This window comes from Colwellia aquaemaris (genome assembly GCF_057548755.1).
The window spans coordinates 188,559-214,159 of the sequence record NZ_BAAJLV010000003.1 but is presented as its reverse complement, the minus strand read 5'-3'; the positions used below and the strand labels follow the sequence as shown (position 1 = coordinate 214,159).

Genomic DNA, 25,601 nt, shown 5'->3' with positions numbered 1-25,601 from the left:
GAGTGATGGTTAACAATTTATGAGTAAAAAGTTCTATGTAGTATGGAAAGGTGCAAAAACAGGTGTTTTTGATAATTGGAATGATGTTAAAAATCATACGCAAGGTCGAGCAGATGCGCAATATATGGGCTTTCCGTCAAAAGCAGAAGCCGAGCTTGCATTTCAGTCAAGTTACACAAAAGCACTAACGAAGCGCTCACTGAGCAAAAGTAACGGCGCTAAACCAGCTGCATATGTTAAAACGGCCAGTACACCTTCAGTGACTAAGCAAGCAGCCGATATTAGTATTTATTGTGACGGTGCTTGCTCACCAAATCCTGGGAAATCAGGTACGGGTATGGCGATATATCAACAACAAAAGTTAATTGAGCTTTGGTATGGTTTATATCTTCCAATGGGCACCAATAATACTGCTGAGCTTAACGGTATGTTAGCAGCCTTTAGATACGCACAAGTGCAAATTAAGCAAGGTAAAACGGTGCAAGTATTGTCAGATTCAAAATACTCAATTGACTGTATTACTAAATGGGCAAAAGGCTGGCAAGCCAAAGGTTGGACAAGAGGAAAAGGTGAAGAAATTAAAAACCTTGAAGTAATTAAGCAATGTTTCTCTTTGTATCAACAATTAAAAGCAAACTTAATCATTAGCCATGTAAAAGGCCACGCTAATATTGAAGGTAATGAGCTTTCTGATCGCATGGCGGTATTAGCTCGAATGAAACAAGCAACAGCTTTAGTGCAATATCAGGAAACCCTAGATGTTAAAACCATTTTAGCTATGCCTTCAGGCTAGTGACTTATATCACCTAAAATGAAGCAATAAGGCGATAGTATTAGGTAATATCGCCTTATTTATTTTAATTATTTAAATAACAAAAGCTTAGATGCAATTGAAAATCCCTATTAGTAATATTGTATCTAAGCAATACTCGTACTTTTCAACACTTTTACACATCATAGCTAGCTGAAATTGCTAGTAAGTGCCAAATAAGTAGACATATTACACTGCGATTACAGTTCATAACACCTTAATACAAAATGTCGCACAAGCGTACAATTTTAAGCAAGAAAATTGTGATCTAGATCATGCTTCAATTTGATCATAGATTTACATGTTGTTCATCCATTATATAATTCTCAGGTGCCTTTTATAAATGAAGGCTGTCGCTCAAAAACGTTATTAATAAGGACATTTATATACTCCCATAAATCTTTTAATTAATAAGGATTCGCCTTGAACACAGCGGAAAATTTTACATTCTTAAGCAAACGTATAGCAATCGCTGATAAAGTTAAGCTTATACGCCATCACCTTAATCTTAAGTATAAAAACGTTGATCGAATTTCAATTGTCATCTATCACGAGGAAAGAAATACGCTACAAACTTACGTTTTAGATGAAAAACAAAGTAGCGAGTTTTCTAATTATGAGGTCGATTATGCTCAGTGCCAGTCTTTACTGGCAGTGGCAGAAAGCAAAACCGCACGTATCATTAATGACATGTCGATATTTGCCGGTAATAAAATTCATACCAAGAAAATAGGAATGGCAGGCTATCAATCAAGCTTTACCATGCCATTATTTTATGACGATAAATTACTTGGTTTTTTCTTTGTAAATTCGCAAGAAAAACATGCTCTACATTCAGAGCTTGTTGATACATTAAACTATATTTCCATCATGATATCTTTGGTTTTACAGCAAGACTTAAGTGATATTAATTTACTTAAATCTACCATTGATTCTATGAAATTGATCAGCCAATACCGTGACCCTGAAACAGGTGAACACTTAAAGCGTATGGCCTATTATTCTTTGTTAATTGCTAGAAAAGTTGCACAAAAATATCAACTTTCTGACGAATTTATTGAGCATTTGTTTTTATATGCACCATTGCATGATTTGGGGAAATTAATGGTACCCGATGCCATTTTATTAAAACCAGGCAAACTTACTCCTGATGAGTTTGAGCAAATGAAACAACATACGGTAAATGGTAAAGTGCTTGTTGAGCAATTAATCGACATATACCAACTATCAAACATGCCTTATATCAATATATTAAAAAATATTGTTTTTCATCATCATGAACAAATCAATGGCGGTGGTTATCCAGAAGGACTTAAAGGCAACGAAATCCCCGTTGAAGCAAAAATAGTTGCTGTTGCTGATATATTCGATGCCTTAACCAGTAATCGTCCATATAAGACAGCTTGGACAAACCAACAAGCATTTGATGAACTTTATAAAATCTCAGCAGATAAAATAGAATTCGATTTAGTTCATGCCTTAGATCACAGCAGAGCTGATATTGAAGAAATTCAGCAATTATTTCAGGATGAATATCATGACTGGCAACATGATTAATAGTAAAAACTGACCATATAACGCGCTATATCGTCAGTTTTATTTGTCACTTTCAGCTGAGCCAAAAATACGGTTATTCTGATAATTGCGCTAGCGCTATAGCAATATCTTCTGGTGCCATACGCGACTTATAATCAACTTCCGCTTGCATCGCTCGAATAAAGCCGTTTTTATCAATAATAAAAGCGCCCGGGGTTGGTAAACCATTACGCCCTTCACCGTTAAATTCCTCAATATCTAAACCATGTTCTTTATAAACCCGCATTAAATCTGCTGGTAATTCAAAGTAAAGTTTATAATCTTTCATCACCTTAGCATTACTATCACTCAATACTTGAAATGGAAAACCATCTTTCTTTACTTGCTCAGCTGATTTATCTGGTGATTGGGGGGAAATGGCAATAACCTGTGCATTGTATTTTTCAAACTCTGGTAGTGCTTTTTTCAATGCATGTAAGTGTACATTACAATACGGACACCAAGCACCACGATAAAAAACTAACACTACCGGGCCTTTCTCAAGCTCTTGGCTTAATTCAATAGTATTACCAAAGGCGTTTTTCAAACGAAAGTTTGGTGCTTTATGTCCAGCTTTTAAACCAGGGTTTGGTAATTCATTGGCTAATTTATCACTTGCTGCCTTCATAATAGCTCTATCAGCCTCTGTCCATGTCGTTCTTTTCTTTTGCATTTTTTCCATACTTTCTTTGGTTTTTTCTGCATAACTTTCTCTAGTTTCTGCCGCGGTTAAATTGGCACTAATGAAAATTAAAGAGAATATTACTGATAAATAGGCAATTGACGTAAATTTTTTGAGTGAAAAGCACATTATGGATTCCTGAAAATTAGTTAATTATTGTTATTGATTCGGTAACTTAGGCGGAGAATGTAACCCCATACTAAATTACATAAGTTTGCTAAAAGAACTTGCTTAGCACCACTTATATCAGTATTCTACGCGGCCTTTTTTTAACGGACTTCATCATGATCGGATTTGATTACGGCACTTCAAACTGTGCTGTTGGCGTTATGCATAACAACACCCCAGAACTTTTATCACTAGGCGATCATGGCCGTTATATCTCTTCGACCTTATATGCACCTAGTCGAGATATTATTGCAAATTGGCTGCACAAACACTTGACCTTAGCCGAGCAAAAAAACTTTCAGCACCAACGTAAACAACAACTACAAAAAGGGCAAAACACGCTAAGGGAGTTAACACTAGATGGTTATCCAACAGAGTTATCTTTTGGACAGCAAGCATTAAATCATTATTTGCAAGAGCCAGACGAAGGCTATTACATCAAGTCACCAAAATCCTTTCTTGGTGCAAGTGGACTATTACCGCAACAAATTGAATTATTTGAAGATATCGTTGCCGCTATGATGAGTAATGTAAAATCTTTAGCTGAAGCTCAGCTAGGTCGAAGCATCAGCCAAACCGTCATTGGCCGCCCTATTAATTTTCAAGGCTTACGTGGCGAAGAAAGCAACCAGCAAGCGCTACAAGTTTTAACCAAGGCAGCAAAACGAGTTGGCTTTAACGATGTTGAGTTTCAGTTTGAGCCAGTTGCGGCAGGCTTTGAATATGAAGCGTCATTACAACAAGAAACTAAAGTACTTGTGGTGGATATCGGCGGTGGCACAACAGATTGTTCAATGTTACTCATGGGGCCTGAGCAGGCAAGTCATACGAACCGTCAACAAGATTTGTTAAGCCATAGCGGTGAACGCGTCGGTGGTAATGACTTTGATATTGCTATGGCCCTCAAAGGCATAATGCCAAGCTTTGGCTTAGACTCGCAGTTAAAGTCTGGAAAGCCTATGCCATCAAATAGTTATTGGCAGGCAGTTGCAATAAACAACATTAACGAGCAAACCGAATTTTATAGCGCTGCCAATGGACGTTTTTTACAACAATTGATACGCGATGCTGAGCAGCCAGAATTAGTCAGACGATTATTAACCGTTCAAGAGCAAAAAATGAGCTACAAAGTCGTGAATGCCGCGGAGCAAAGCAAAATAGCCTTAACCGATACCACATGCCATAACATTGAATTAGAAGATATTGTAGAAAACCTAATAATACCAGTCGATAGAGCCAGTTTTTCCATCGCCTGTCAACGCGAGCTCAATAGTATTGCAAAACTTATGACAGAAGCAATAAACCAAGCAAACACTAAGCCTGACGTGGTATTCGTTACCGGAGGAACTGCTAAATCACCGGTCATTTATCAGTTCTTGCAACAACAATTTACGCAAACACCTATCGTTATTGGTGATCACTTTGGCAGCGTCACCGCAGGGTTAACGCGCTGGGCAAATAGAATATATCGCTAAAACTTAACTTGCTGTACACGTTTACCTAATGCTGTTTTCGTTGTGATTTATGTACGCTTGGTATACATTATTCAAAAAAATTAAGTTATTAAAACACCAATGAAAAAATCACTAGGTTTTACCTTAATAGAGTTAGTTGTCATTATTGTAATGCTTGGTATATTAGCCGCAATCGCACTACCGAAGTTCATTAATTTAACCGACGATGCCTTAAAAGCAAAAGTTTCAGCTAATGCTGGTGCTCTACGTTCAAGCGTTAATTTAGCAAACATGAAATGGCGCGCTTTAGGCTCGCCAAGTGCATTTAACCAACGTGATAATATTCAACTGTACGGTAACGATACTTCAGGACAAATCGACATAAACCCGCAAGGATATCCTGCACAAAGTTACCCTGGTAGTGACGTTGTTATATCAGCGAATAATGACGACGACTGTTTATCACTTTGGCAGGCTTTAATTGAAAATGGCGATAACAGTGCCGCGGTGGATAATTCTGCAGAGTTTATTGTAAATTATGAAGGCAACGGCGACTGTTCTTATAAGCTAACAGAGCGAGACAATTTGGGTTTCGTCTATGACTCTGAAACAGGGCAAGTATCAATACTGTAGTATTAATTGCTAATTTAACGGGTACCAAGGATGAATATAAAGCGACCTAAACTATGGCTAACAGCCCTTATAATATTGCTCATATCTGCAGTTAGCTATTTTACTAATAGTTATTTTTTTAATAATAACGTTGGTAACAACAGCTCTCTTGCGAGTAATAAAGATTCAAGTATAGAAAACAATACTAGCCTTTTAAACGATAAAATTAGCACGAAAACATCGCAAAAACTTGAAGAAACGTCATTTAAGTTGCCAGCTATAAATAAGCAGACATCGCCATCATTTAAACAGCACAGCAAATGGCAAATAAAAGGTAAGCTCAATCAACAAATTGAAAGACTAGCATCGCTCTTTACTCAAGGCGATCTTAATGCAGGTTATAGCTTAGCAATGAACCTTAAGTATTGTTTGAATGCACCATTGTCTCAGCAAGCATATGATCAGCAGCTTGAATTAGCACAAAGTAGCAATGAATCAATACAATTTATTGATAATTTAACGGCCAAATTCGATAAATGTCAGGGCATTGAACCGAGCCAAACGCAGCAATTTTATCATTATTTGCATGCTTCAGCCGAGCAAGGCTTAGTGGCCGCTCAAGAGCAGTTTTCCCAAATTACCGCTGAATTTTTCATGACTTCTCAGCAATACCATGCATTAGCGCGCGATGAATATATTGCGACTCGTGACAACTTTATAAAGACAAAACTGGATTTTTTAATCAAAGCATCAGAACATGGTAGCCTAAAAGCTATGGTGACTCTTTCCAATATGTATCATTCACAAAACTATGGAGCAAAAGGTCGCGTAAAAGCCCACGCATATAACCAAGTTATCTTAAATTTTACCGACAGCAACAAGCTTTATCGTCGTTATCAATGGTATATTGAGCGATCATCTAAATACCTTTCACCTGAAGAGCTAGCTTTAGCGCAAAAGATAACTGACAATATTAGCCAATTGATCAACAACAACGGCACTCTCTACCGAGTACAATAGCTCAAATATATGAATAAACAGCTCGCTTCAAATACTAGCCAATTAATAAATTCACCAAAAGAACAACAAACAGCTTTGATTGTTGGCGCCACAGGCTTGATAGGCAAGCATTTACTTCAGCAACTATTAGCCTCACCTAACTACATTAAGGTAGTTGCGTTAACCCGGCGACCGCTAAATATTACGCACCATAAGCTTGAAGCGTTAATTATCAACTTTGCTCAGCTCGACGATGAATTATTAAAGCATGCTAACAACACGGGTATAAAATCAGTCAAGCATGTTTTTTGTACATTAGGCTCAACCATCAATAAAGCAGGATCTAGGCACGCATTTTATCAAGTTGATCATGATTACCCATTAGCCATTGCCAAATATTTTCATCAACATGGAGCAAGTTTATTCGCGCTAGTTTCTGCCGTTGGCGCAAATAAAAACTCGCGTGTATTTTATAATCGCGTAAAAGGAGAAGTTGAACAGAGCATAGCCTCTATTAACTATCAGTATTTAGGTATTTTTCGCCCTTCAATGCTGTTGGGGCATAGACAAGAGTTTAGATTAGCAGAGCAATTAGGCTCAGCATTTATGAAAGTATTTGCGATATTTATTGCCAAAAAATATCGCGCAATTCAAGCTGAAAAAGTCGCCACAGCTATGCTTGCATTTGCCGATAAGCCACTGCAAAGTATAGATATTATGGAGTCTGATCAGCTGCAAAATCACTAAGGGTTTTCCCCGTCATACGATAACTAACCCATTCTTCTTGTGCTTGAGCACCTATGGAATGGTAAAACTCTCGTGATGGAGTATTCCAGTCTAAGCAGCTCCACTCAAACCTTGCACAACCTTTATTTTCAGCAATTTTAGCCATTGTCTTAAGTAGTTTTATCCCTGCCCCTTTACCACGATATTCTGGCATAACATATAAGTCTTCCAAATAGAGTCCAGGTTTTGCCAGCCAAGTGGAGTAATTAAAAAAATAGATGGCTGAACCAATAGCCATACCATCTAACTCACAAATAAGCGCGAATACATGGCTATTGTCAGAAAAAATGCTTTCTTTTAAAGATTGCTCGGTGGCGAGTACTTCATGTTCAGCTTTTTCATAAATGGCTAAGTCTTTAATAAATTTAAATAAACTGCCAATATCATCAATGGACGCCGCTCTAACAATTAATTCACTCATAGTTTCCTCTGTTTTATATTAAATCGCATCAATAAATGCCTAGTCATTTATTGATGCTTTAGTGCACTTTGCGCACGATACACAATCGCTTTTGACATCGCTTTAAAAACCCCTTTCAGTAATACCCAATGGTGCCAGTAGAGTGTACGTGTAATTGAATTTTCCGGCATAAGGTCAATCAGTGCACCAGTCTCTAGGTCTGCTTTTATTTGCAGTTTTGGGATCAGGCAATAGGCTAAACCTTGTTTCGCAAAACCTACAAATGCTTCTGATGAACGCACAGTATGGCAAGGGTATGAACCACCTTTTAAATTAAATGTTTGCTCTATATATTTTATATGCATGTCATCTTTTTGATCATAGGCAACTGCAGGTGCCCTTTGTAACGCTTGTTCATTAATTCCTTTTGCAAAGTACCTTTGTGCAAAGCTGGGCGCAGCAACTAAAATGTATTGCATATCTCCAAGTTTTTCAAAAGTACAGCCGGGCAATGCATGCGAATAGGTGCTAATAGCACCAAAAACCTCTCCATCTTTTAGATAATTAATCGTTCGATTTTCATCGGCTAAACGAAAATTTACCGCCACATTATATTGATGACATACGTCACCAATTGCACCAATTAACCACGTAGCCAAACTATCAGCATTACTGGCAATATTAGCCTGTATGGTTTCTTGTCTATTATTTGCAGAAATATCCGGTAAAATATCTTGCTCAAGTAATTTTACTTGTTGATAGTGCGCCAATAACTTTTTGCCAATAACCGTCGCCACTAATGGCTGAGTACGCACAAGAACCGGCTGACCTATAGCTTGTTCCAACGCTTTTATGCGTTGAGAAACTGCAGATTGGGTAATCGCCAATATTGACGCCGCTTTGTCAAAATTTTGCTGGTCCACGACCACGCTAAAAGCATGTAGCAATTTATAATCTAGCATAATGTTACGTCTCAATAATTAACGCGATATAAGTACGATGAAAAATCGCACTCATCAATATTAGCAAAACTAATCAAGGATAAAATATATTAATTATATTTATATAAAAAATTAACTTACAGTGTACTTAGTTACTCAACACAGATTTTAATTTGGATTAACTATGTTTACACCGCTAATACAAGGGGTTTTCTTGGGCGCTAGTATGATCATTCCCATTGGCGCGCAAAATTCTCATGTGCTTAATCACGGTATTAAAAAGAACCATCACTTTCTTGCAGCCACTATTTGTATGTTTTGTGATATCGTCCTAATCGGCTTAGGTGTTTTTGGAGGTGCCAAACTTATTGCAGCATCACCAAGCTTAGTCCTCGTTATTTCCTGGGGCGGTATCATATTTTTATTTAGCTATGCTGGCTTATCATTTCGCCAAGCATGGTTAAATAATTACCAGCATGAAAAGTCTAAAACCGAGGGTAACAATAAGCGTGCTTGGATAGTGACGGTTTCGACTTTAGCGGTAACACTATTAAATCCCCATGTGTACTTAGATACAGTTATGATTCTAGGCAGCGTTGGCGGTCAGTTTGAAGGAAATGAAAAACTTGCCTTTGCTATTGGCACTATGCTGGCATCAATTATTTGGTTTTATAGTCTCGCCGGAGCCGCTGCAAAAATGTCGCCTTGGCTAAGTCAGGCGAAAGTAAAACGAAGTATAGATATTATTGTCGGCTTGATTATGTGCGCAATTGCCCTGTCTTTATTTAACACCCTATAAACGAGTTAGGACAATCTTTTGCGCCAATTTCCTTGTTGAAACTCGGCGCAGCTTTCCTCACTATCTAGCAAAATTTGTTTACTTTTATTTTTCAGTTTAATACCAATTGTGGCGAGCTCACTTTCAATCGCACATACTAAATAGTTATCCTGCGAGGATGTTAAATAGTTTTTCAAATTGATATTGCTGTCAAACACACAAGTAATTAACAAGCTTTCAGGAAAAGATGAAAAGTTAACCGAGTGCGTTAACCACTGAAAGCCTTCAATATCTTCTAAAGCCGATTGACATACGTTAGTGAGCGCTTTACGAATATTATTGTCTATTTTTTTATCTGACTTACGCATGTGTTTTTGGCTAACTCCCCGTTATTAAAAATCACCCTTAGAAAAATTAGCAGAGAATCCATCAATACTCATTTCATTAAAGTTTTCACCTAAACAGCTATTTTTGCCCGATTTTTTTGTTGCCATTAAAAATTCATCGGCGGCTTTAATTAAACCATCAAAATTAAAGTTCTCAGCCTTACTATGTAAGGCATAACCAATAGAAACTGTCACTGTTAGTGTAATATCGTCGTACTGTATCTGCATGTCGCTGATACTGGCAGTAATACGTTTTGCTAATTCGCGAATTTGTAGCTGATTTACCGACTCACATACTATAACAAATTCATCTCCCCCCCAACGTAATAACAGATCTTGCTCTCTAATATGTTTGGACAGCGTATCTACGATTTCTTTTAAGGCCTTATCGCCTCCTGCATGACCAAAAGTATCATTAATAAACTTAAAATCATCACAGTCTATTATCAGTGCCCCTAATGAATGATCTCTATCTGAATTTCTTTCAAATCGAGATTTTACCGCCGGTAAGTAACCTTTTAAATAATTTCGGCAGTAAGCTCCGGTTAACTCATCTTTCATCGACAAGGTAATTTGTGCTTTTAACATACGATGATGAACAACGAAAACTACGATAAAAGATACGATAAGCAGCATTAAACCTAAAATGGTAAAAACAAAAAATTGCAGTTCGTTTTCGTATTCTTGTGCAGTAACTTTATTGGCAAGTAACGAATTTTCTTGCTCTGCTAGTTTTTGTTTTTGCTTTATACCTTCAATACGTTTATCCATAGTTGTTAACAAGCTAACCGTTGTGTTATCACTTGTAGAATATTGAAAGTCAGCGTAGGCACGCAAGTATTTCAATGAACTTATTTCATCGCCTAATTGCTGGTAAATATTACTTAATAAATAGTGTAAGCTTGCTTGGTCATTTAAATGCTGCAACTGGTTATTATAATTTAAACTTGCGCTGGCATAATCTAGCGCTAGCCAAGGTTTATTTGTGGCTAAATAATATTCAGATAAACTTTTACTCACCATTTGTAGTAAACGTACATCATGTTTTTCAGTCGCTTTTTCCAGTGCTACTTTTAGCCACTTTTCCGCCGCAAGAAAGTTCCTTAATTGCAAGCTCACCACACCTTTTAACCTAGGTAAGTAACCATCATCACTATTAAACTTGGACGGGATTCTTTCAGCAATTAAGGTTAATGCAAAAGTTTCTTGTGGGTCAAAACCTGAAAGCTCAATGCGGGCATTAATTAAATAGAGTGTCGCTAAAAACTCGCTATCATAATTTTTTGTTGCCCGTGCTAACTCAAGTGCAATTTCTAATGGTTCAACTGCTAGCTCAAACAGTTTTAGTTCAATATAACTTAGCGCTAACCGGTTTAATGCAACAACTTGTCCTCGTTGATTTGCTGTTTCAAAGGCAAGATCTGCCATTTTTTGCACATAAAATATGGCATCACTATAATGACCTCTAATAAAAAATATCCAACTAATACTTTCAAGAGATTCAATCAGCAGCTCGTCATCGCTTGTGGTTGCTAATGCCGATATTGCTAAATCAAGGTAATGTTTACCTTCAAGCCAATTTCCGTCAGCCGTTTTTAACTTGGCAATGTAAGCGTAAATGGGCGCGTGTAAAAACTTATAATCATTGTTAGGTATTTTCAATAGCAGTTGATTAACGAAACTTCTACTGCTATCGGTATTTAAATGCTGTAAATCTTTTAATTTTTGATAGTTTTCTATAGGCTCTGTCGCGTTAACGTTAAGCGATAGTAAGAAGAATAAAAATAACAGTTTTACTACTTTGGTGCGGACAGCTATGCCCTGTAATTTATACATCATGGTCAATAATCCATTATTGTGCAAACGATCCATCGTCTAATTAATACTCTACCTGATTCTTAGCCAAAAGTATTGTCTGTTTGCCTATTATCTATAACAATTTTATCAACCCGCTAGCATTAGTTCTAATTAAGCTATTTCATCTAAAAAATATCGACTGTATTTCAGAAATACTTAACAACTTTTGTTATAGCATATCAGTCTGCATCTTGGTGGCATTGCCAACAAATTTCGAACGATGAGTCATTCTCTTCAAAGCAGTGATTACATATCCAATTTTCTCGACGACTTGCACTTTCTGACGATGCAATAATAGCTTTTGCTTTCTCGTAATCATTGTCATCAATAACCCAAACTTCCGGCCAAGTATCGAATGCTGCAATTTCACCAACTGCACCTTGAGCGAATTCATTTTTAAGAAAAGTAGCAATACCACTACATTCAACAATATTTTTCGCATTGTTAGCCAAAAATTGATTTTCATTGGTATAAATCATTTTCATAGTCATACTCCCTAAACCGCAATATCCTGCTTTCAATCAACTAACCTCACACTAAGGTAAAGACCTGATTATCTGAGATTAAATTCGTCTAAGAATTAACAATAATAATTATTATAGTAGCGTATAATAACTATTAGACACTTAAGTTTTTCATATAAGGAGTAAAATTTATAAGTGAATAACATTAAACTCATCCAAGACGAAAACCTTTCCATTAAAATTGGTTATCAACTATTACCAAGCGATCAGCAAAGGCTTGATTTATATTTTTCATTACCTGTAGAAATGGGCATTAGCCCAAAAACACTTTCTGAAGAGCAGTACTTTCATAGCAGCATTAAAAGCCATAGTGCATATTATTCAGATCAATTACATTTACCCTTAGTACGCAGCCGCTTTATTAGCCAACAAAAAGGTGAACAAAGTGATTACCGCTTAAATCTGAATTTATTCTCGTATCAAATTCGGATCGCACTCGATACAGATATCAAGCAAACCATAAAATTAAAAGAAAGTGAGGACTTTTACCCGCAAGCAATTGTTTTGGCTGAGCAAATAATTGCCCTGTTAAAAAAGTTGCGACGCTATACGCCACCAGATAAAAAACTTAGTCCTTTTTTTGAAAATGCAGATAACTACCTAAGCTGGCATGTTGAGCAGTCATTTTTAAAAATATTGTCGCGTGGCCCCAAAAGTAGTGACTTCACCGCCGAACGAAACTTTTTACTTGCTTTATGTCGAAATGAAAACGAATACCGAGAGGCCAACCAATACAACTCACAAACCACTTTGGCAGACCCAAATAGAATTACAAATAAAATGCGCTTGTTACAACGGCTGGTGGAATATGGCGTAGTATTAAAAAAAGATGTTAAAAATCTTAATAGTAATTTAAAACGTTTAGTAAGAGGCACAGTAACCGCCATTATTATGGCCTTTGTAATGATGTTAGTGCTAAATGCGCGGGCAAATTTTACTGAAGTGACAATTGCTTTAGTTGGTATGCTAGGCGTTATTTACGGCTTACGAGAAATTTTTAAAGATGATATTACACGAATTATTTGGCGGCGCATTCAACGTGGTTTACCGAAATGGAAAAATATTTACAGCAATAGTGTAAATAAAAGTCGTATTGCTAGCCAAACTATTTGGCTTGAGTATATTCGTAATAAAGACTTACCCAAACAAGTTGATAAGCTGTTTCAAACTCGTCGCCAACAAAATAAGCAAGCAGCACAATTATTGCATTTTCGCAGTGACACTAAAGTTTTTGCAAAAACATTTTTACCCGGTTACGACGAAATACAACAACGCATCTACTTTAATTTAACCCCTTTTATTCGATTTTTAAAAAAAGGCGAAGGCCGGCTATATTCTCTTGATGGCAGTAAAATCACTAAACAAGCGGTAGAAAGGCGCTATCAAATTAACTTGGTTTTAATGCAAACAGATAAGCAACATAATCAGCATGCACAACGTTTTAAAATAACCTTGAATCGTTCAGCAATTATTAATATCGAGGCAATGGCAGCTCATGAAGATATTTAATGACAACTTTCAAATGTATGGCGTTAAATATTTTATAGTGTAAAAAGTAAACTTCATCATAGTTAATTTCTTAATTGCTACGATAAGCATGATATTGGCGCATAATTGCCTTTTTATACGCTATCACCCAATATACAAATAAACTAGATAAAATAACCATTGGAGGTTTCGCATGTCTATTGAAAGTTTACTGGCGTTATTTAGCGCTATGTTACTTTTGGCGATTATTCCCGGCCCTGCAGTTTTTACCTTAATCGCGCGATCATTTTCTTCTGGTGCTATGCAAGGCATTTACATGACCATAGGGATCTTGATCGGGGATTATGTTTTCATCATTCTTGCACTTTTTGGTTTATCCGCAATCGCCGAGTTTATGGGCGCAGCATTTGTATTAATCAAATATATCAGCGTAAGTTATTTACTCTGGCTAGGCTACAAACTTATAACAACGAAAGCAACGCCAGTTGAGTTAACAAAAGTAGAAGACTCATCAATTATCGCTAATTTTTTAACAGGTTTATTTATCACACTGGGTAACCCCAAGGCCATTTTATTTTATGTTGGTTTTTTCCCTGCATTTATCAATAATGATGGTGTTTCATTTTATGATATGGGCTTAATTATGTTAGCTGCAACTCTTGCATTTGGCAGTGTCAACATTGCTTACTGTCTGTTTTCGGTAAAAGCGAAGCAAGTTTTTAAGTCGCCAAATGCAACGAATATCATTAACAAAACCGCCGGCACAATTATGATTTCAACAGGTGCTGTGATTGCCGTTAAAACATAATTCATTATTGATGAACAGGGGCGGCTGTTTACTTGCTTGATTTACTAACTTTAAAATTGGCGAGCAGCAAAGAGCATTGTAATAACCCTCCCCTCACTTTTACGGTCAATGATGTTCAGTTAACCAAGTTACCAACAACGGAAAATGGTCATTCACCGCTAATGGGCTAGTAAGAATATTGATGTGATCATAATCTAGATAATTTCCTGCTTGTTTCGACAGTACTGAAAATTTTGCGCTACTATTGCCGCATTCATCAATAAATAATTGTACGTCCTGGCGATGGCCAAGTGCATGATCCTTAATACCAGTAAAATGCCAAGTAGGTGGCCACGTTACCTTTTGTGCAGCACTAAAATAATCAAAATTATCATAACTATCACACCACTTGCCCGGCGTTACCCAAGCTAAGCTTTCCGCTAGCGATTGTTTAGTTTCATTGTCTGAGCCAATACCAAACTTTTTGGCATCAAGATAGCCCTTTTGCTTCACCAACACAGGTGCCAAATAACGCCACAACACCTTAAGCTTTACAAATGCTTCAATGGTTTTTGCCGTAACCACTCTTTTAGTGCCAAAGCAGGTTTTACTGAGCACATTATCAAGCCATTGAGGGTAACGCACAAGAAAGCTCGACAATAATACGCCTCCCCATGAATGGGCAATAAGATGAATTTTCTGTGGGTTTAAATTTTGTACCTTCTCTAAAAAAAGAGGAATATCGCGGGTAATCGCTTCATATTGACCAAATGAAGAATTAGCATCAATGCTTGGTTTACTCTGACCTCTGCCACGTAAATCGCCTACATAAACATCAAAGCCTTGCTCAGCAAGAAAACAGGCTAAACCTTTTCCTTTTTCGGTGTAAAAGATAAGGCCATTTTCAATTGAGCCATGAAGCATAAAAACGGGAACACCACCACGACTCTTCCATATATGACGCAAATGCAGTTGATGCTCATCATCTTGAATAAATATTGACTCTTGTTGCATTCACTTTCATCCCTTATCGTTGTAGCTAACGGTCGTCCAATTGCTGAGAAAACGGCAATTGGTCAGACCAGAATGAAAACAGATTACTGATTTTGTTGAAAAAGAACAAGCGATATAACAAAACAAAGACAAAATTGATGACAGTCACCAACAGGCAAATGTGAATATTATTTTTAATGCTTATGTATATTCATTAACTGCCCTGGCTTTGAAAAATACAGTTGCTTTGAGCGAATTAGTCGTTTAGGTATTTCTACCGGCACATGTACGCCAATATGTTGCTTGGCATTAATAATTTCATTTAAAATGTCACGACCTTCAGCTGAGTAAAAAAACCAATATGGAGGAAAAGCAGTATCTGTTACTTGCTGATTCCAATATTCTTTATAAGGTAAATAGTGATCGTCATCAGGGTCGGCATCCCCCATATGCATCACAGTATCGCCATCTGCTAGCGTAACGCGAAATACGATATTTTCAATATTAGCCCGACTTGGCCACCCTGAATGAGGAATACGTACCGCAGAAATATTTGTATGACCAATTTGTTTTGACCAAGCTAAATCACCGTAACCTAATGCAACACCATGAATTCGCGGCATCAGTTTATCGGCATTAAGTGAAAATTCACTTAATGCCGATAGTTTATCAATAGCTTGTTGTGGTGCAATGACCTGCACCTGCTGATGTAAGGTCAAATATTTCAATAAATCAGCCGCTGAAAAATGGTCATCATGAGCATGACTAATAAAAAGCAAGTCAATATTATGATATGGAGGCTTTCCTTGAAAAATAGCCTGCCTAATTTCTTTAGGAACTAGTTGATAAATACTAAAGTCTTTATGGAAAAAAGGGTCAAATAATAATTTACTTTTCTCTCCTTGCACCATTATAGCTGCATTGCCCAAATAAGTAGCGTTAGTAGAATGCTTTTCATGAGCGTAAACAATATAACTAGAAAATACAGCAACAAGCACCAACAAAGTTTTAGCAATATTATTTGCAAAATAGTTTTTCATAAACAGACCTTTATTATTATTTATATACATTGCCTAGACATATCACCTGACTTATTTCATTGAGCAAAATCATGTTAATATTATATCGCTTTACCTTTTTACAAAGCCTGCTTACAATAGCAGCGAAATTACCTAGATAACCACAGTTAAATTAACTAACGTTATTAACGGTCAGCGACAAGCTGTTTCACGGAAGAAAACGATCCTACCCACGGAAAGGGCCAGCATTTTGGATCACCCTCATAAGCTTGGAGTTTATTATGATCGATATTTTATTCGATATCATTGGTATGTCGGGAACTTTTTTAGTGGTTGGTGCTTTTTTCTTACTACAACTTGAAAAACTAACACCGCAAAGTTTAGCGTATAACCTGATCAATTTATCTGGTGCCGTTTTACTGCTAATAAGTTTGTGCTACAACTTTAATTTGGCAAGTTTTGTTATTGAACTTTTCTGGATTGCTGCATCTGTAATCGGTCTAGTAAAGTATTTTGCAAAACCAAAACCAGTGTCAGCGTCATAAGTACATCGACTATTTCATTGCTCAAATATTTTACTAATTATGTGCAACGATGAAGGGTTTGCTGATAATCTCAGCAAATCCTGATGCTTAAATCGGCAGTCAAAACTTTCTCCCTAAAATTACACTTTATCACTTGCGTTAGACGATTTTACACGTATTATGCCGCCCTATTTTTATGTTTTTACCGTCGGAAAAGCCAAGTTTCATGAGAAAATTACTTACCTCACCTAATGCAATGTCACTCAATAACACTGAGCAAACTATTTACCAAAATGCATTATCGTTTGTTGCTGATATCAGCCTTAACTTGATGGCAGTAAAAGTAGAAAACCACCCTGAAGATTTTCTTAATTGGTGCCGAGAATTGCACAGGATCTGTGCTCATGATGTAAATCGAGACTTACTAGAGCCAAACCAAGAAAAACCACTAAAAAAACTGCAAGAAACTCTTGCTAATGGTGTAAGTGCCTGCCAATTAAAAATGGCGCGTGTTATTCCTTGGCCAATGTTCACTGGCTTTATCGAAGAAAATTCGGAGTTACACGCGTTACCAGAGCGCTTAAAGCTGCTAGATTATATTGCAAATATTCGTGACCAAAACTTAGCCGATTTAATTGAAGAAGATCGCTTAGCCTTGGCAGGAAAACATACCGCACAGCATGATATCAGTGTTTACATGTTTGACGTTGAATGGTTTGCAAGTACACGTGGCGCTAAAACCTTTCAGCAACTATTAAAAGCAACACCACAATCATTCGATAAGGCACTAGCGCATATTCCGTTAGAAGGTGAAGTACACTTAGATCATTATCAAAACTTCGTACATGCCTATAAAGCTATTTTTGCTGAACATAGTGATGGCGAAAAAGCACCATTAACAGCTGCCACTCGCTTACTGGCAATGCGCCGCCCAGATCAATTTGTCGCACTAACCAGCAATAAGTTAGACATTCTTTCACAAGGTTTAGGCTTAGTTAAATTAAACAATCAAAGTTTTGATGATTACTGGCACGAAATGATAGCAAGTATTCGCAATACGCAATGGTGGCGCAGTGACATGCCAGAGGACAAAGTAGAACAACAGCTTTGGAAGCATCGCGCAATTTTAATTGACCTATTTTTATTTGCTGATACATCGCTGGCAACAAACTCAAATTATATTCGTATGCGCGATAAACCGAAAAAAATTAAAATTGGTGTCGCAAAAGCAGTTAAGCGCAGTAAAGAGTCTGCTGAAGCGCTTGTTGATAAAGCTTTTGAAGCCGACGATATTCCAGAATATATTTTAAATATGCGTAGTACTATAGTTAACAGTGTTAAAGATGGTAAAACTGTCGAGCAAGCCATCACCTTAATGCGTAATATTTTTGGTTAGTCAAAACAATCAATATCGACACTAAAGCGAGATACTAGAAAGCCCAACATTGTTGGGCTTTTTTCTTATGATTTTTCCGGTTTTTTAAAAGAGTTATTTGCTTGCTCACGCTTTACTAATAAAAAGGTTAAATACATTTTTGTTGGTAAAGAAAATATTAAACCAAAAGCAATGCAAGCTGCACAAATAATAATTCCTTTTACGCCCATAGTGGTTGGCAAATCAGCATAAGAAATCAAGTAATGCCCTAAGGCAAATAGGGAAAGGCCAATAACAATGAATATTTTCATTAAACGTATTTGCGCTATTTCTGACATACTCTTCTCTAAAATATAGTTAATTTGTCACCAGCAAATAGTGTCCATTTTAAGCCTAGGCCAAGCGAATAATTAAAATCTTTTTTATACAATGGACTATCTTCATTACTCGCACCTTTGTAATAGGCCAATTTAGTACTTATAAAAATTAATAAGTCATTGCGGATCTTAAAACGATTAACCAATGACATTTCGGTGCCTAAATAACCACCACTTGCTTGGTAAGCTGGTCGTTCAATGGTACTAAATTTTTCATCCACCTGATAAAAGTACTGATGAGTTTTCTTGCTGGCAAATAATGGTGAAAATGTAAATTTATACGCACTATTTTTACTAAAAAAGTTTTCCCCTTGAAAAGCCAACTCTGGCTGAAAAATGTAGCCTCTATCTTCAATACTAGAAAAGTCGCTAGAAAACACCTTACGAAAGTGTAAATTAAGCCAAGTTTCACTGCTATTATTGTCCGCGAGCATAAAGCTGACTTCTGGCCCAACTTCAAAAATAAAATCTAAATCGGGCATCCCCGTTCGCGCCTTAGAATCTTTAGAGCTCGCACTAAATGCCGCACCTAATGATAAATCGACCTTAAAACGGGGCTTTTCAATTGCCATGGCTTTAATAACACCGTTCTCCCCAACGCGTAAACGTTCGCCTCGATAAATTAAAAAAGGCACAGGTAATACATTTTCTTGGGTTTCCGACGCAGCTGGGTACAAAGGGCTATGAAAAGTTGCTAACAAGGCACCCGCCTCCCAACGTGGTTCTTCCCTTGCTAGTTTACTATTAGCAAATGTTGGCGCTACTAGCATAAACATTATAACTAAGCTCAATAAACTGCCAAAAAAAGCACTATTTAACTGCGACATTAACTCGGTTCCTTATCTTATTTGTTGTTAAACTAAAACAACATTTCACATGTATGCAAGATAAAGGCTTTAGTGAAAAATTAATAGTAAAATCTAGTCAGTGAACTCATTTTACAATGCAAGAAATACATTTATTTTTCAATCTATTAAACTACACCTTTAGTCTAATACCACATTAAATTTGACTCGGATCAAAAAATAACTTATTGATTGATTCATACTCAAGTTATTACAGTGTAATCAGAGACGCCTATGCCGATAAAGAAAAAAGAAAAATCAGTTATCGACTGGTCACAATACTTAAAGTCTGGCAATCGCATATTTATTGGCTCTAATGCTGCAGTGCCGAATGCCTTGATAGACGATTTAATCTCCAACAGTGCCGGTTTACATGATATAGAAGCGGTACATATTCTCACCTTATCTGACAATGTATGGGCGGAAGAGCAGCATCGCGACTTATTTAAAGTCAACGCTTTTTTTATTGGCGGTGAAAAAATTAGAAAAGCGATAAGTGAAGGTCGTGCAGATTACACACCGTCGTTTCTATCAGAAATTCCAAAGTTATTTAATGAAAATATTCTGCCTTTAGATGTTGCGCTTATTATGGTTAGTCCGCCAGACGAGTACGGTTACTGCTCACTCGGTGTTAGTGTTGATATAGTTTCAGCCGCCATCAAAAAAGCAAAATATGTTATCGCCCAAATAAACCCCAAAATGCCACGCACTAACGGCCATGGTTTTGTGCATATTAATCAAATTGATGCACACATGACCATGAAGCAATACTTACCTGAAGTACCTGAGCCTGAAGTGGACCAAGCAACCGAGCAAATTGGTCAGTACGTTGCCATGTTAGTGGAAGATGGTGCAACCATTCAAATTGGCATTGGCAATATACCATCGGCGGTACTGCAATATTTAGCCAACCATAAAGACTTAGGGGTACATAGCGAAATGATTTCCGATGGCATTATTGATTTAATGCTTTCTGGCGTCATTAATAACCGCAAAAAAACCTTCCATAAAGGTAAAACTGTGGTCAGTTTTTGTGTCGGCACTAGGCGACTTTACAAGTTTGTTGATGGTAACCCTCATGTTGAGTTTTATCCAAGTGAACATATTAATTCGCCGGTAAATATCGCTCGAAACGAGAAAATGGTTTCTATTAACAGCGCCATTGAGGTTGATTTAACAGGACAAGTGGTTTCCGACTCCATCGGTTACCACTTTTATAGTGGCATTGGTGGCCAAGTCGATTTTATTCGCGGCTCAGCACTTAGCAAAGGTGGCAAACCTATTATTGCCCTGCCATCAACCACCAAAGATGGCAAAATTTCCCGTATTGTGCCGCATATAACTGAAGGTGGCGGCGTGGTCACATCTCGTGGCCATGTCTCTTATGTAGTCACTGAATATGGCATCGCCTCTTTGCAAGGTAAAAGTATTCGCGAACGTTCACTCGAACTCATTCGCATTGCCCACCCAAAATTTCGCGCACAATTATTAAAAGAAGTGCGCAAACATTATTGGGTGCCTGAATATCAAGAAAACACCCCAACCTCAGTACCAGAGTTAGGTAAAATTGAAATTAAGCGTTTTACATTTGGTGAAAGCGAATACTTTTTACGTCCGCTGGCGCCCGCTGACGAGCGTAAACTACAAGAGTTCTTTTATTCGCACAATAAAGAAACCTTAATGATGCGCTACAATCACCACGCAACTCAAATGACTAGAGAAAAGTCCTGTAACTTGGTCAGTGTTAACCAACATGTTGATTTAGCCTTATGTTTAACTGAACGTGATCATTTGGGGGAGTCTATTCAAGCGGTGGCTCGTTACTACTATTTACCTAGCAATAATAGTGCAGAAGTAGCCTTTGTCATTAAAGAAAGTAAACGTGGTAAAGGCATGGCAAAAGCATTACTTTCCGAGTTAATTGCAATCGCAAGAATACGCGGTTTAGAGCAACTTGTAGCCTGTGTCAGACGAGACAATGCACCTATGCTCAAGGTATTTGAAAATGCAGGTTTTTTACGTAAACCTTCTGATGATTACGATGAAGTTAGCCTAGCCTTTACACTATAAAAAGCGATAATAAAAATATTCATTTACTTAATCGAAACTGCTACCAAATTAAGTATATTTAAAGGAAATAATTATGACTGTTGGCGTTATAAGTCACCACCAATGTTTAACCCACGAAATGGGAGAGCACCACCCAGAAGCGCCTGAGCGTATGGCAGCCATTCAAGACCAACTTATTCGAAGTGGCTTAGATTACGTCGTTAGGCAGTTTAACGCCAAACCAATTGACAAATCACTGCTTTATCTTGCGCATGATAAAGCATACATAGACTCAATTTTTGCCAACGCACCAAGTCAAGGCACCTATCGAGTCGATGACGATACCGTAATGAACCCAAACACCCTCAATGCTGCCTTGTTATCTGCAGGCGCTGCAAAAGATGCTGTTGATTTGGTAATGTCAGAACAGCTTACGGCGGCGTTTTGTGCAACACGTCCACCAGGGCATCACGCAGAGTATGATAAAGGCATGGGCTTTTGTTTCTTCAATAACGTTGCTGTTGCCGCCGCTTATGCTAAGCAGCAATATAAAATGAAACGCATCGCTATTGTTGATTTTGATGTCCACCATGGTAATGGTACTGAAGATATCGTTAAAAATAAAAAAGGCTATTTATTTTGTTCAACCTACCAATATCCGTTTTATCCTTTTGAAATTCAAGAAAGTAAAAAAGCCCCCATAATTAACACTCCACTTGATGCCTCAGCGAAAAGTGCTGACTTTCGCCAAGCAATTCTTGATACTTGGCTGCCGGCACTGAATAAATTTAAACCGCAAATTATTTTTATTTCTGCAGGTTTCGATGCTCATATTGAAGACGATATGTCACAAGTCAGTTTAGTCGATGAAGATTACCGCTGGGTAACAGACCAAATAAAAGATATTGCCGATAAGCATGCCAATGGCAGAATTGTGTCTGTTCTTGAAGGGGGATATGCTTTAAGTGCTCTTGGCCGAAGCGCCGTGGCACATATTAATGGTTTAATTGGCTACTAAATTTACTATATTAGCAGCGAGTTAGGTAATATTAACTCGCCTTTTCTTTTTATTTTAAACGCAGCTAGTAGCGTTTATCTTTCTTCAAATTGTCGCGTCGCAGGCTTAGCTAATATTTCTAAATAAAATGCTGTCACAGCATTAGCTTCCATAACGTCAATTTCTTTATTGATACTGGCAACGTGGATAACGTCAGCAGTTTGCTCTGATGTGCCAATTTTACAGTCAAAGTCCCAATAGTCTGCACCCTCAGGTAACGATTTATTACGTTCACGTTTTAGGTATTTTTTAACTTCGTGTTTCACCGCTTCAACCATTCTGGCCATTTTAATTTTAGGGTGTGTTAACTCGAATGTTTTTCTCATGGGATTCCTTGGCTATTAAAAGTAATATTAAGCGACTATGCGCTTAAGGCTATGGCCTTAAATAATAGTCGCTGTCTATTTTACGAGAACATCCCCTTAATAGCCATTAATTCATGACTTTAAAATTATTATTGTTAACTTGCTCTACAAAGTAAAAAAGACCGTAAAACGGTCTTTTTCTTAAGATAAATAAGCACTTTAATTATGCACTTTCAAAAGCGTTAGATTGCTCAACTTCATACTTTTTCTTTTGCTTAGCAGATAAAATACCTTTGCGATGCGATAATGCTGACTCTAACTTACTTGCTGCACTGGCTATAGCTGCATACAGCTCTTTATCGGCGGCATTAACAGAAACGCTTGCCCCTTCATAGGTAGTGGAAACTTCAAGTTTTTGTTCATTCGGTTCAACGGTAATAATAACATCTAATGTCATTAGGCTTGGGAAATGTTTAGCAACCTTAGCAAATTTATTTTCAACTGACTGGCTAATACCTTCGGTGATTTCAACGTGATGTCCAGAAATGATTATTTTCATATTGTTACCTTTTTTGTTGTCTTCAATTATATATTCAGGGCGAAGACAACAAAAAACAATAGCGAAATGAGGTTAATTTGTAATTATTTCATTAGTTATTGAAGATATTGTTTTAAATCAATTTACGAATAGTTTAGCTTTTGGCACTTTGCTTATTTTTTAAGCGAGATAACGCGCTAACGATAACTAATACTATGCCGCCAGCAATAATCCCTGTGACGCCATCAAGTAGAATCGGCAAGACAGTGTCGGCCAAACTTGCAATATATTGGCTTGCCCAGTGCTCAAGCTGATGAAACTTATCTGCCAGCCACGGCACACTGTGAACAATAATACCGCCACCAACTAAAAACATCGCAATAGTGCCAACAATGGTAAGTAACTTCATTAAAAACGGCGCGAAAATAAGTAAGCCTCTGCCCAAAGCACGTTGCAGTGCATTAAAGTTACCAGAAACTGATTTACGTAATAAATAAAGCCCTAGGTCATCAAGCTTAACGATTGCCGCAACTAAGCCATAGACACCTACCGTAATGGCAATTGCTAAAGAAGATACCACCAAAACTTGCGTTTCAAATGCAGCTTCCTTAACTGAGCCAAGTACGATCACAATAATTTCGGCGGATAATATAAAATCGGTACGAATGGCGCCTTTTATTTTCTCTTTTTCTAGTGCAACGATATCTATTTCATCATCAGATACGGCATTTAGTAACTCTTGTCGCTGTTTGGCTAGTTCATCTTTGCTATGCAACAGTTTATGAAACACCTTTTCAAAACCTTCAAAGCAAAGAAATAGGCCGCCAATAACCATAAGTATGGTAATAAGTGGTGGCGCAAAGGCGCTGATCAACAACGCAGCAGGTACCAAAATTAATTTATTAAAAAACGAGCCCTTGGCGACAGCCCACACCACAGGTAATTCCCGGTCTGCTTTTACACCAGAAACCTGTTCAGCATTTAATGCTAAATCATCCCCTAAAACCCCTGCTGTTTTTTTAGCAGCCACCTTTGATAGTATTGCAACATCATCTAAAATTGCTGCGATATCATCGATTAAAGTTAACAAACTTGAACCTGCCACAAATAACTCCTTTTTACGTGCCCGCAGTTTACTGCTATTTTTTCAACATAGATTTTAAATCAGCAAATGGATTATAGGTGGCAGTGTCTTGGTTGCTATCACCTGCTTTAACTTCCGTTTGATAATTAGCATGATCAGTATATTTTGCATGTTCATTGTCATGACAATAAATACATAACAACTCCCAATTACTACCGTCATTAGGATTATTAGTGTGATCATGATCGATATGATGAACGGTTAATTCTTTAATATTGGAATATTCAAAAGCACGCGCACAACGGCCACACACCCACGGGTATAATTTCAAAGCACGATCGCGATAACCTTGCTCTTGGCGTTTATAATTAGCACTGGTACCAAATCTATCTGAGGACATAACAACAACTTTTTATAATACGAAATTTCGCTATTGTATGAGCTAGAGAAAACGACTGCAATCTCTCAACTAAGAATAAATGTTTCTATAAGTGCGTGGTTTTCAATATTATCATCTGGTCTGCTCTCTTTACTTCAATAGCATTAGTTGCCATTATAACCGCAGAATAATAATGAGGAACTGTCATGAAAACAGTCGAAGAACAGCTAGCTAACTATAAAAGTGTTCACTTTAATAAAAAAAATATTAAAACCCACTTTGTCGGTATCCCTTTAATTGTTTGGGCTATTACGGTATTACTCAGTTTACATACCTACACTATCCCATTTTCCAGTTCATCTATAAATTTAACACCTGCTATGGTGCTTTTCGCCATTACTTTGCTTTATTACTTTAAATTGCATGCTAAGTTAGCCCTCGGGATGACGGTTTATGTTGTATTAAATATTTATCTAGCTAGCTTAATATCAACAGCACCAAATGCGTTTTGGCTTGCCATCATTGCATTTGTTATCGGCTGGATAATTCAGTTTATCGGACATATTTATGAAAAAGCTAAGCCAGCATTTTTTGACGATATTATGGGACTAATTATTGGACCATTATTTTTGATGGCGGAGATTTATTTTGCCTTAGGATTTGAAAAGAAGCTTAATGACGGTATAACACCTATGGCAATAGAAAAACGTCGTCTCATTGAACAGAATAAAAAAGCTTAAAACTAAGCGCAACGAAGATTTTGATTGGGTTTAAGGTGTTTTAACTAGTTAAAAAATGAGTATATAAA

At 37.2% G+C, this 25,601-nt stretch carries 28 protein-coding genes; 14 read left to right on the top strand and 14 right to left on the bottom strand.

Annotation, left to right across the window (positions count from 1 at the left end):
- Window positions 1-19: 19 nt before the first annotated feature.
- Both AC27HL_RS10475 and AC27HL_RS10470 read left to right on the top strand, forming a co-directional pair.
- Window positions 20-793 carry a ribonuclease H family protein gene (locus AC27HL_RS10475; protein ID WP_487080934.1) on the top strand — a complete coding sequence of 258 codons (774 nt, stop codon included), beginning with the start codon at window positions 20-22 and terminating at the stop codon, window positions 791-793.
- A gap of 441 nt (window positions 794-1,234) precedes the next feature.
- Complete coding sequence (locus AC27HL_RS10470; protein WP_487080933.1) at window positions 1,235-2,368, top strand: HD domain-containing phosphohydrolase; 1,134 nt, start codon at window positions 1,235-1,237, stop codon at window positions 2,366-2,368.
- A 73-nt stretch (window positions 2,369-2,441) separates the two neighbouring features.
- On the opposite strand, the gene AC27HL_RS10465 is transcribed toward AC27HL_RS10470, so the two are convergent.
- Window positions 2,442-3,197, bottom strand: coding sequence for a peroxiredoxin-like family protein (locus AC27HL_RS10465; protein WP_487080932.1), 756 nt, complete (start codon window positions 3,195-3,197; stop codon window positions 2,442-2,444).
- A gap of 155 nt (window positions 3,198-3,352) precedes the next feature.
- Between AC27HL_RS10465 and yegD the strand changes: the two genes are divergently transcribed.
- The 4 genes from yegD (at window position 3,353) to AC27HL_RS10445 (ending at window position 7,048) form a co-directional block, all read left to right on the top strand.
- On the top strand, window positions 3,353-4,711 hold the full coding sequence (yegD, locus tag AC27HL_RS10460) for a molecular chaperone (protein ID WP_487080931.1): 1,359 nt from the start codon (window positions 3,353-3,355) through the stop codon (window positions 4,709-4,711).
- Between the two features lie 99 nt (window positions 4,712-4,810).
- Window positions 4,811-5,323, top strand: a complete 513-nt coding sequence (locus AC27HL_RS10455; RefSeq protein WP_487080930.1) for a pilus assembly FimT family protein — start codon at window positions 4,811-4,813, stop codon at window positions 5,321-5,323.
- Window positions 5,324-5,353: 30 nt separating this feature from the next.
- Window positions 5,354-6,322, top strand: a complete 969-nt coding sequence (locus tag AC27HL_RS10450) for a hypothetical protein (RefSeq protein WP_487080929.1) — start codon at window positions 5,354-5,356, stop codon at window positions 6,320-6,322.
- Window positions 6,323-6,331: 9 nt separating this feature from the next.
- On the top strand, window positions 6,332-7,048 hold the full coding sequence (locus AC27HL_RS10445) for an oxidoreductase (RefSeq protein WP_487080928.1): 717 nt from the start codon (window positions 6,332-6,334) through the stop codon (window positions 7,046-7,048).
- Here the strand turns inward: AC27HL_RS10445 and AC27HL_RS10440 are convergent.
- Window positions 7,017-7,508 (bottom strand): GNAT family N-acetyltransferase, encoded by a 492-nt coding sequence (locus AC27HL_RS10440; protein WP_487080927.1) that lies wholly within the window; start codon window positions 7,506-7,508, stop codon window positions 7,017-7,019. The genes AC27HL_RS10445 and AC27HL_RS10440 overlap by 32 nt on opposite strands.
- A 47-nt stretch (window positions 7,509-7,555) precedes the next feature.
- Complete coding sequence (locus AC27HL_RS10435) at window positions 7,556-8,449, bottom strand: LysR family transcriptional regulator ArgP (RefSeq protein WP_487080926.1); 894 nt, start codon at window positions 8,447-8,449, stop codon at window positions 7,556-7,558.
- A 163-nt stretch (window positions 8,450-8,612) separates the two neighbouring features.
- On the opposite strand from AC27HL_RS10435, the gene AC27HL_RS10430 reads away from it, so the two are divergent.
- Window positions 8,613-9,227, top strand: a complete 615-nt coding sequence (locus AC27HL_RS10430; protein ID WP_487080925.1) for a LysE/ArgO family amino acid transporter — start codon at window positions 8,613-8,615, stop codon at window positions 9,225-9,227.
- A 5-nt stretch (window positions 9,228-9,232) separates the two neighbouring features.
- Here AC27HL_RS10430 and AC27HL_RS10425 read toward each other — a convergent pair whose 3' ends face one another.
- The 3 genes from AC27HL_RS10425 to AC27HL_RS10415 all read right to left on the bottom strand — a co-directional run bounded on the left by AC27HL_RS10425 (window position 9,233) and on the right by AC27HL_RS10415 (window position 11,934).
- The gene (locus AC27HL_RS10425; protein ID WP_487080924.1) at window positions 9,233-9,574 is read right to left on the bottom strand and encodes a Fis family transcriptional regulator; all 342 of its coding nucleotides are present in this window, start codon (window positions 9,572-9,574) and stop codon (window positions 9,233-9,235) included.
- A gap of 24 nt (window positions 9,575-9,598) precedes the next feature.
- Window positions 9,599-11,431: a tetratricopeptide repeat-containing diguanylate cyclase gene (locus AC27HL_RS10420; protein WP_487080923.1), complete on the bottom strand. Its 1,833-nt coding sequence runs from the start codon at window positions 11,429-11,431 to the stop codon at window positions 9,599-9,601.
- Between the two features lie 197 nt (window positions 11,432-11,628).
- Complete coding sequence (locus tag AC27HL_RS10415) at window positions 11,629-11,934, bottom strand: putative signal transducing protein (protein ID WP_487080922.1); 306 nt, start codon at window positions 11,932-11,934, stop codon at window positions 11,629-11,631.
- Window positions 11,935-12,108: 174 nt separating this feature from the next.
- On the opposite strand from AC27HL_RS10415, the gene AC27HL_RS10410 reads away from it, so the two are divergent.
- Window positions 12,109-13,482, top strand: coding sequence for a hypothetical protein (locus tag AC27HL_RS10410; RefSeq protein ID WP_487080921.1), 1,374 nt, complete (start codon window positions 12,109-12,111; stop codon window positions 13,480-13,482).
- Window positions 13,483-13,654: 172 nt separating this feature from the next.
- A complete protein-coding gene (locus AC27HL_RS10405) occupies window positions 13,655-14,269 on the top strand; it encodes a LysE family translocator (RefSeq protein ID WP_487080920.1) in 615 nt (204 codons plus the stop codon).
- A 105-nt stretch (window positions 14,270-14,374) separates the two neighbouring features.
- On the opposite strand, the gene AC27HL_RS10400 is transcribed toward AC27HL_RS10405, so the two are convergent.
- Together AC27HL_RS10400 and AC27HL_RS10395 are read right to left on the bottom strand one after the other, a co-directional pair.
- Entirely contained in the window at window positions 14,375-15,262 is an 888-nt protein-coding gene (locus AC27HL_RS10400) for an alpha/beta fold hydrolase (protein WP_487080919.1), read from the bottom strand.
- Between the two features lie 173 nt (window positions 15,263-15,435).
- Window positions 15,436-16,281 carry an MBL fold metallo-hydrolase gene (locus tag AC27HL_RS10395; RefSeq protein WP_487080918.1) on the bottom strand — a complete coding sequence of 282 codons (846 nt, stop codon included), beginning with the start codon at window positions 16,279-16,281 and terminating at the stop codon, window positions 15,436-15,438.
- Between the two features lie 260 nt (window positions 16,282-16,541).
- Between AC27HL_RS10395 and AC27HL_RS10390 the strand changes: the two genes are divergently transcribed.
- Window positions 16,542-16,805 (top strand): CBU_0592 family membrane protein, encoded by a 264-nt coding sequence (locus tag AC27HL_RS10390; protein ID WP_487080917.1) that lies wholly within the window; start codon window positions 16,542-16,544, stop codon window positions 16,803-16,805.
- 205 nt (window positions 16,806-17,010) lie between these two features.
- Window positions 17,011-18,180, top strand: a complete 1,170-nt coding sequence (locus AC27HL_RS10385; RefSeq protein ID WP_487080916.1) for a hypothetical protein — start codon at window positions 17,011-17,013, stop codon at window positions 18,178-18,180.
- A gap of 65 nt (window positions 18,181-18,245) precedes the next feature.
- Here the strand turns inward: AC27HL_RS10385 and AC27HL_RS10380 are convergent, their stop codons facing one another.
- Both AC27HL_RS10380 and AC27HL_RS10375 read right to left on the bottom strand, forming a co-directional pair.
- The gene (locus AC27HL_RS10380) at window positions 18,246-18,497 is read right to left on the bottom strand and encodes a hypothetical protein (protein ID WP_487080915.1); all 252 of its coding nucleotides are present in this window, start codon (window positions 18,495-18,497) and stop codon (window positions 18,246-18,248) included.
- Between the two features lie 8 nt (window positions 18,498-18,505).
- Window positions 18,506-19,363, bottom strand: a complete 858-nt coding sequence (locus AC27HL_RS10375) for a MipA/OmpV family protein (protein ID WP_487080914.1) — start codon at window positions 19,361-19,363, stop codon at window positions 18,506-18,508.
- A 252-nt stretch (window positions 19,364-19,615) separates the two neighbouring features.
- On the opposite strand from AC27HL_RS10375, the gene AC27HL_RS10370 reads away from it, so the two are divergent.
- Entirely contained in the window at window positions 19,616-21,451 is a 1,836-nt protein-coding gene (locus AC27HL_RS10370) for a GNAT family N-acetyltransferase (RefSeq protein WP_487080913.1), read from the top strand.
- 73 nt (window positions 21,452-21,524) lie between these two features.
- Entirely contained in the window at window positions 21,525-22,448 is a 924-nt protein-coding gene (locus AC27HL_RS10365; protein ID WP_487080912.1) for a histone deacetylase family protein, read from the top strand.
- 74 nt (window positions 22,449-22,522) lie between these two features.
- Here AC27HL_RS10365 and AC27HL_RS10360 read toward each other — a convergent pair whose 3' ends face one another.
- The 4 genes from AC27HL_RS10360 to AC27HL_RS10345 all read right to left on the bottom strand — a co-directional run bounded on the left by AC27HL_RS10360 (window position 22,523) and on the right by AC27HL_RS10345 (window position 24,814).
- Window positions 22,523-22,813 (bottom strand): DUF6172 family protein, encoded by a 291-nt coding sequence (locus AC27HL_RS10360; RefSeq protein WP_487080911.1) that lies wholly within the window; start codon window positions 22,811-22,813, stop codon window positions 22,523-22,525.
- 202 nt (window positions 22,814-23,015) lie between these two features.
- The gene (gene hpf / locus AC27HL_RS10355) at window positions 23,016-23,351 is read right to left on the bottom strand and encodes a ribosome hibernation-promoting factor, HPF/YfiA family (protein WP_487080910.1); all 336 of its coding nucleotides are present in this window, start codon (window positions 23,349-23,351) and stop codon (window positions 23,016-23,018) included.
- 133 nt (window positions 23,352-23,484) lie between these two features.
- Window positions 23,485-24,435 carry a DUF808 domain-containing protein gene (locus AC27HL_RS10350; protein ID WP_487080909.1) on the bottom strand — a complete coding sequence of 317 codons (951 nt, stop codon included), beginning with the start codon at window positions 24,433-24,435 and terminating at the stop codon, window positions 23,485-23,487.
- Window positions 24,436-24,469: 34 nt separating this feature from the next.
- Window positions 24,470-24,814 (bottom strand): YajD family HNH nuclease, encoded by a 345-nt coding sequence (locus AC27HL_RS10345; protein ID WP_487080908.1) that lies wholly within the window; start codon window positions 24,812-24,814, stop codon window positions 24,470-24,472.
- A gap of 185 nt (window positions 24,815-24,999) precedes the next feature.
- Here AC27HL_RS10345 and AC27HL_RS10340 point away from each other — a divergent pair, with 185 nt between their 5' ends.
- Window positions 25,000-25,533, top strand: coding sequence for an Mpo1 family 2-hydroxy fatty acid dioxygenase (locus tag AC27HL_RS10340; RefSeq protein ID WP_487080907.1), 534 nt, complete (start codon window positions 25,000-25,002; stop codon window positions 25,531-25,533).
- The last annotated feature ends 68 nt before the right edge of the window (window positions 25,534-25,601 follow it).

Bases quoted from the DNA above. Each gene is read 5' to 3' on its own strand.
- AC27HL_RS10475 (WP_487080934.1), top strand. From the start codon at position 20: ATGAGTAAAAAGTTCTATGTAGTATGGAAAGGTGCAAAAACAGGTGTT.
- AC27HL_RS10465 (WP_487080932.1), bottom strand. From the start codon at position 3,197: ATGTGCTTTTCACTCAAAAAATTTACGTCAATTGCCTATTTATCAGTA.
- yegD (WP_487080931.1), top strand. From the start codon at position 3,353: ATGATCGGATTTGATTACGGCACTTCAAACTGTGCTGTTGGCGTTATG.
- AC27HL_RS10455 (WP_487080930.1), top strand. From the start codon at position 4,811: ATGAAAAAATCACTAGGTTTTACCTTAATAGAGTTAGTTGTCATTATT.
- AC27HL_RS10450 (WP_487080929.1), top strand. From the start codon at position 5,354: ATGAATATAAAGCGACCTAAACTATGGCTAACAGCCCTTATAATATTG.
- AC27HL_RS10445 (WP_487080928.1), top strand. From the start codon at position 6,332: ATGAATAAACAGCTCGCTTCAAATACTAGCCAATTAATAAATTCACCA.
- AC27HL_RS10440 (WP_487080927.1), bottom strand. From the start codon at position 7,508: ATGAGTGAATTAATTGTTAGAGCGGCGTCCATTGATGATATTGGCAGT.
- AC27HL_RS10435 (WP_487080926.1), bottom strand. From the start codon at position 8,449: ATGCTAGATTATAAATTGCTACATGCTTTTAGCGTGGTCGTGGACCAG.
- AC27HL_RS10430 (WP_487080925.1), top strand. From the start codon at position 8,613: ATGTTTACACCGCTAATACAAGGGGTTTTCTTGGGCGCTAGTATGATC.
- AC27HL_RS10425 (WP_487080924.1), bottom strand. From the start codon at position 9,574: ATGCGTAAGTCAGATAAAAAAATAGACAATAATATTCGTAAAGCGCTC.
- AC27HL_RS10420 (WP_487080923.1), bottom strand. From the start codon at position 11,431: ATGATGTATAAATTACAGGGCATAGCTGTCCGCACCAAAGTAGTAAAA.
- AC27HL_RS10415 (WP_487080922.1), bottom strand. From the start codon at position 11,934: ATGAAAATGATTTATACCAATGAAAATCAATTTTTGGCTAACAATGCG.
- AC27HL_RS10405 (WP_487080920.1), top strand. From the start codon at position 13,655: ATGTCTATTGAAAGTTTACTGGCGTTATTTAGCGCTATGTTACTTTTG.
- AC27HL_RS10400 (WP_487080919.1), bottom strand. From the start codon at position 15,262: ATGCAACAAGAGTCAATATTTATTCAAGATGATGAGCATCAACTGCAT.
- AC27HL_RS10395 (WP_487080918.1), bottom strand. From the start codon at position 16,281: ATGAAAAACTATTTTGCAAATAATATTGCTAAAACTTTGTTGGTGCTT.
- AC27HL_RS10390 (WP_487080917.1), top strand. From the start codon at position 16,542: ATGATCGATATTTTATTCGATATCATTGGTATGTCGGGAACTTTTTTA.
- AC27HL_RS10385 (WP_487080916.1), top strand. From the start codon at position 17,011: ATGAGAAAATTACTTACCTCACCTAATGCAATGTCACTCAATAACACT.
- AC27HL_RS10380 (WP_487080915.1), bottom strand. From the start codon at position 18,497: ATGTCAGAAATAGCGCAAATACGTTTAATGAAAATATTCATTGTTATT.
- AC27HL_RS10375 (WP_487080914.1), bottom strand. From the start codon at position 19,363: ATGTCGCAGTTAAATAGTGCTTTTTTTGGCAGTTTATTGAGCTTAGTT.
- AC27HL_RS10370 (WP_487080913.1), top strand. From the start codon at position 19,616: ATGCCGATAAAGAAAAAAGAAAAATCAGTTATCGACTGGTCACAATAC.
- AC27HL_RS10365 (WP_487080912.1), top strand. From the start codon at position 21,525: ATGACTGTTGGCGTTATAAGTCACCACCAATGTTTAACCCACGAAATG.
- AC27HL_RS10360 (WP_487080911.1), bottom strand. From the start codon at position 22,813: ATGAGAAAAACATTCGAGTTAACACACCCTAAAATTAAAATGGCCAGA.
- hpf (WP_487080910.1), bottom strand. From the start codon at position 23,351: ATGAAAATAATCATTTCTGGACATCACGTTGAAATCACCGAAGGTATT.
- AC27HL_RS10345 (WP_487080908.1), bottom strand. From the start codon at position 24,814: ATGTCCTCAGATAGATTTGGTACCAGTGCTAATTATAAACGCCAAGAG.
- AC27HL_RS10340 (WP_487080907.1), top strand. From the start codon at position 25,000: ATGAAAACAGTCGAAGAACAGCTAGCTAACTATAAAAGTGTTCACTTT.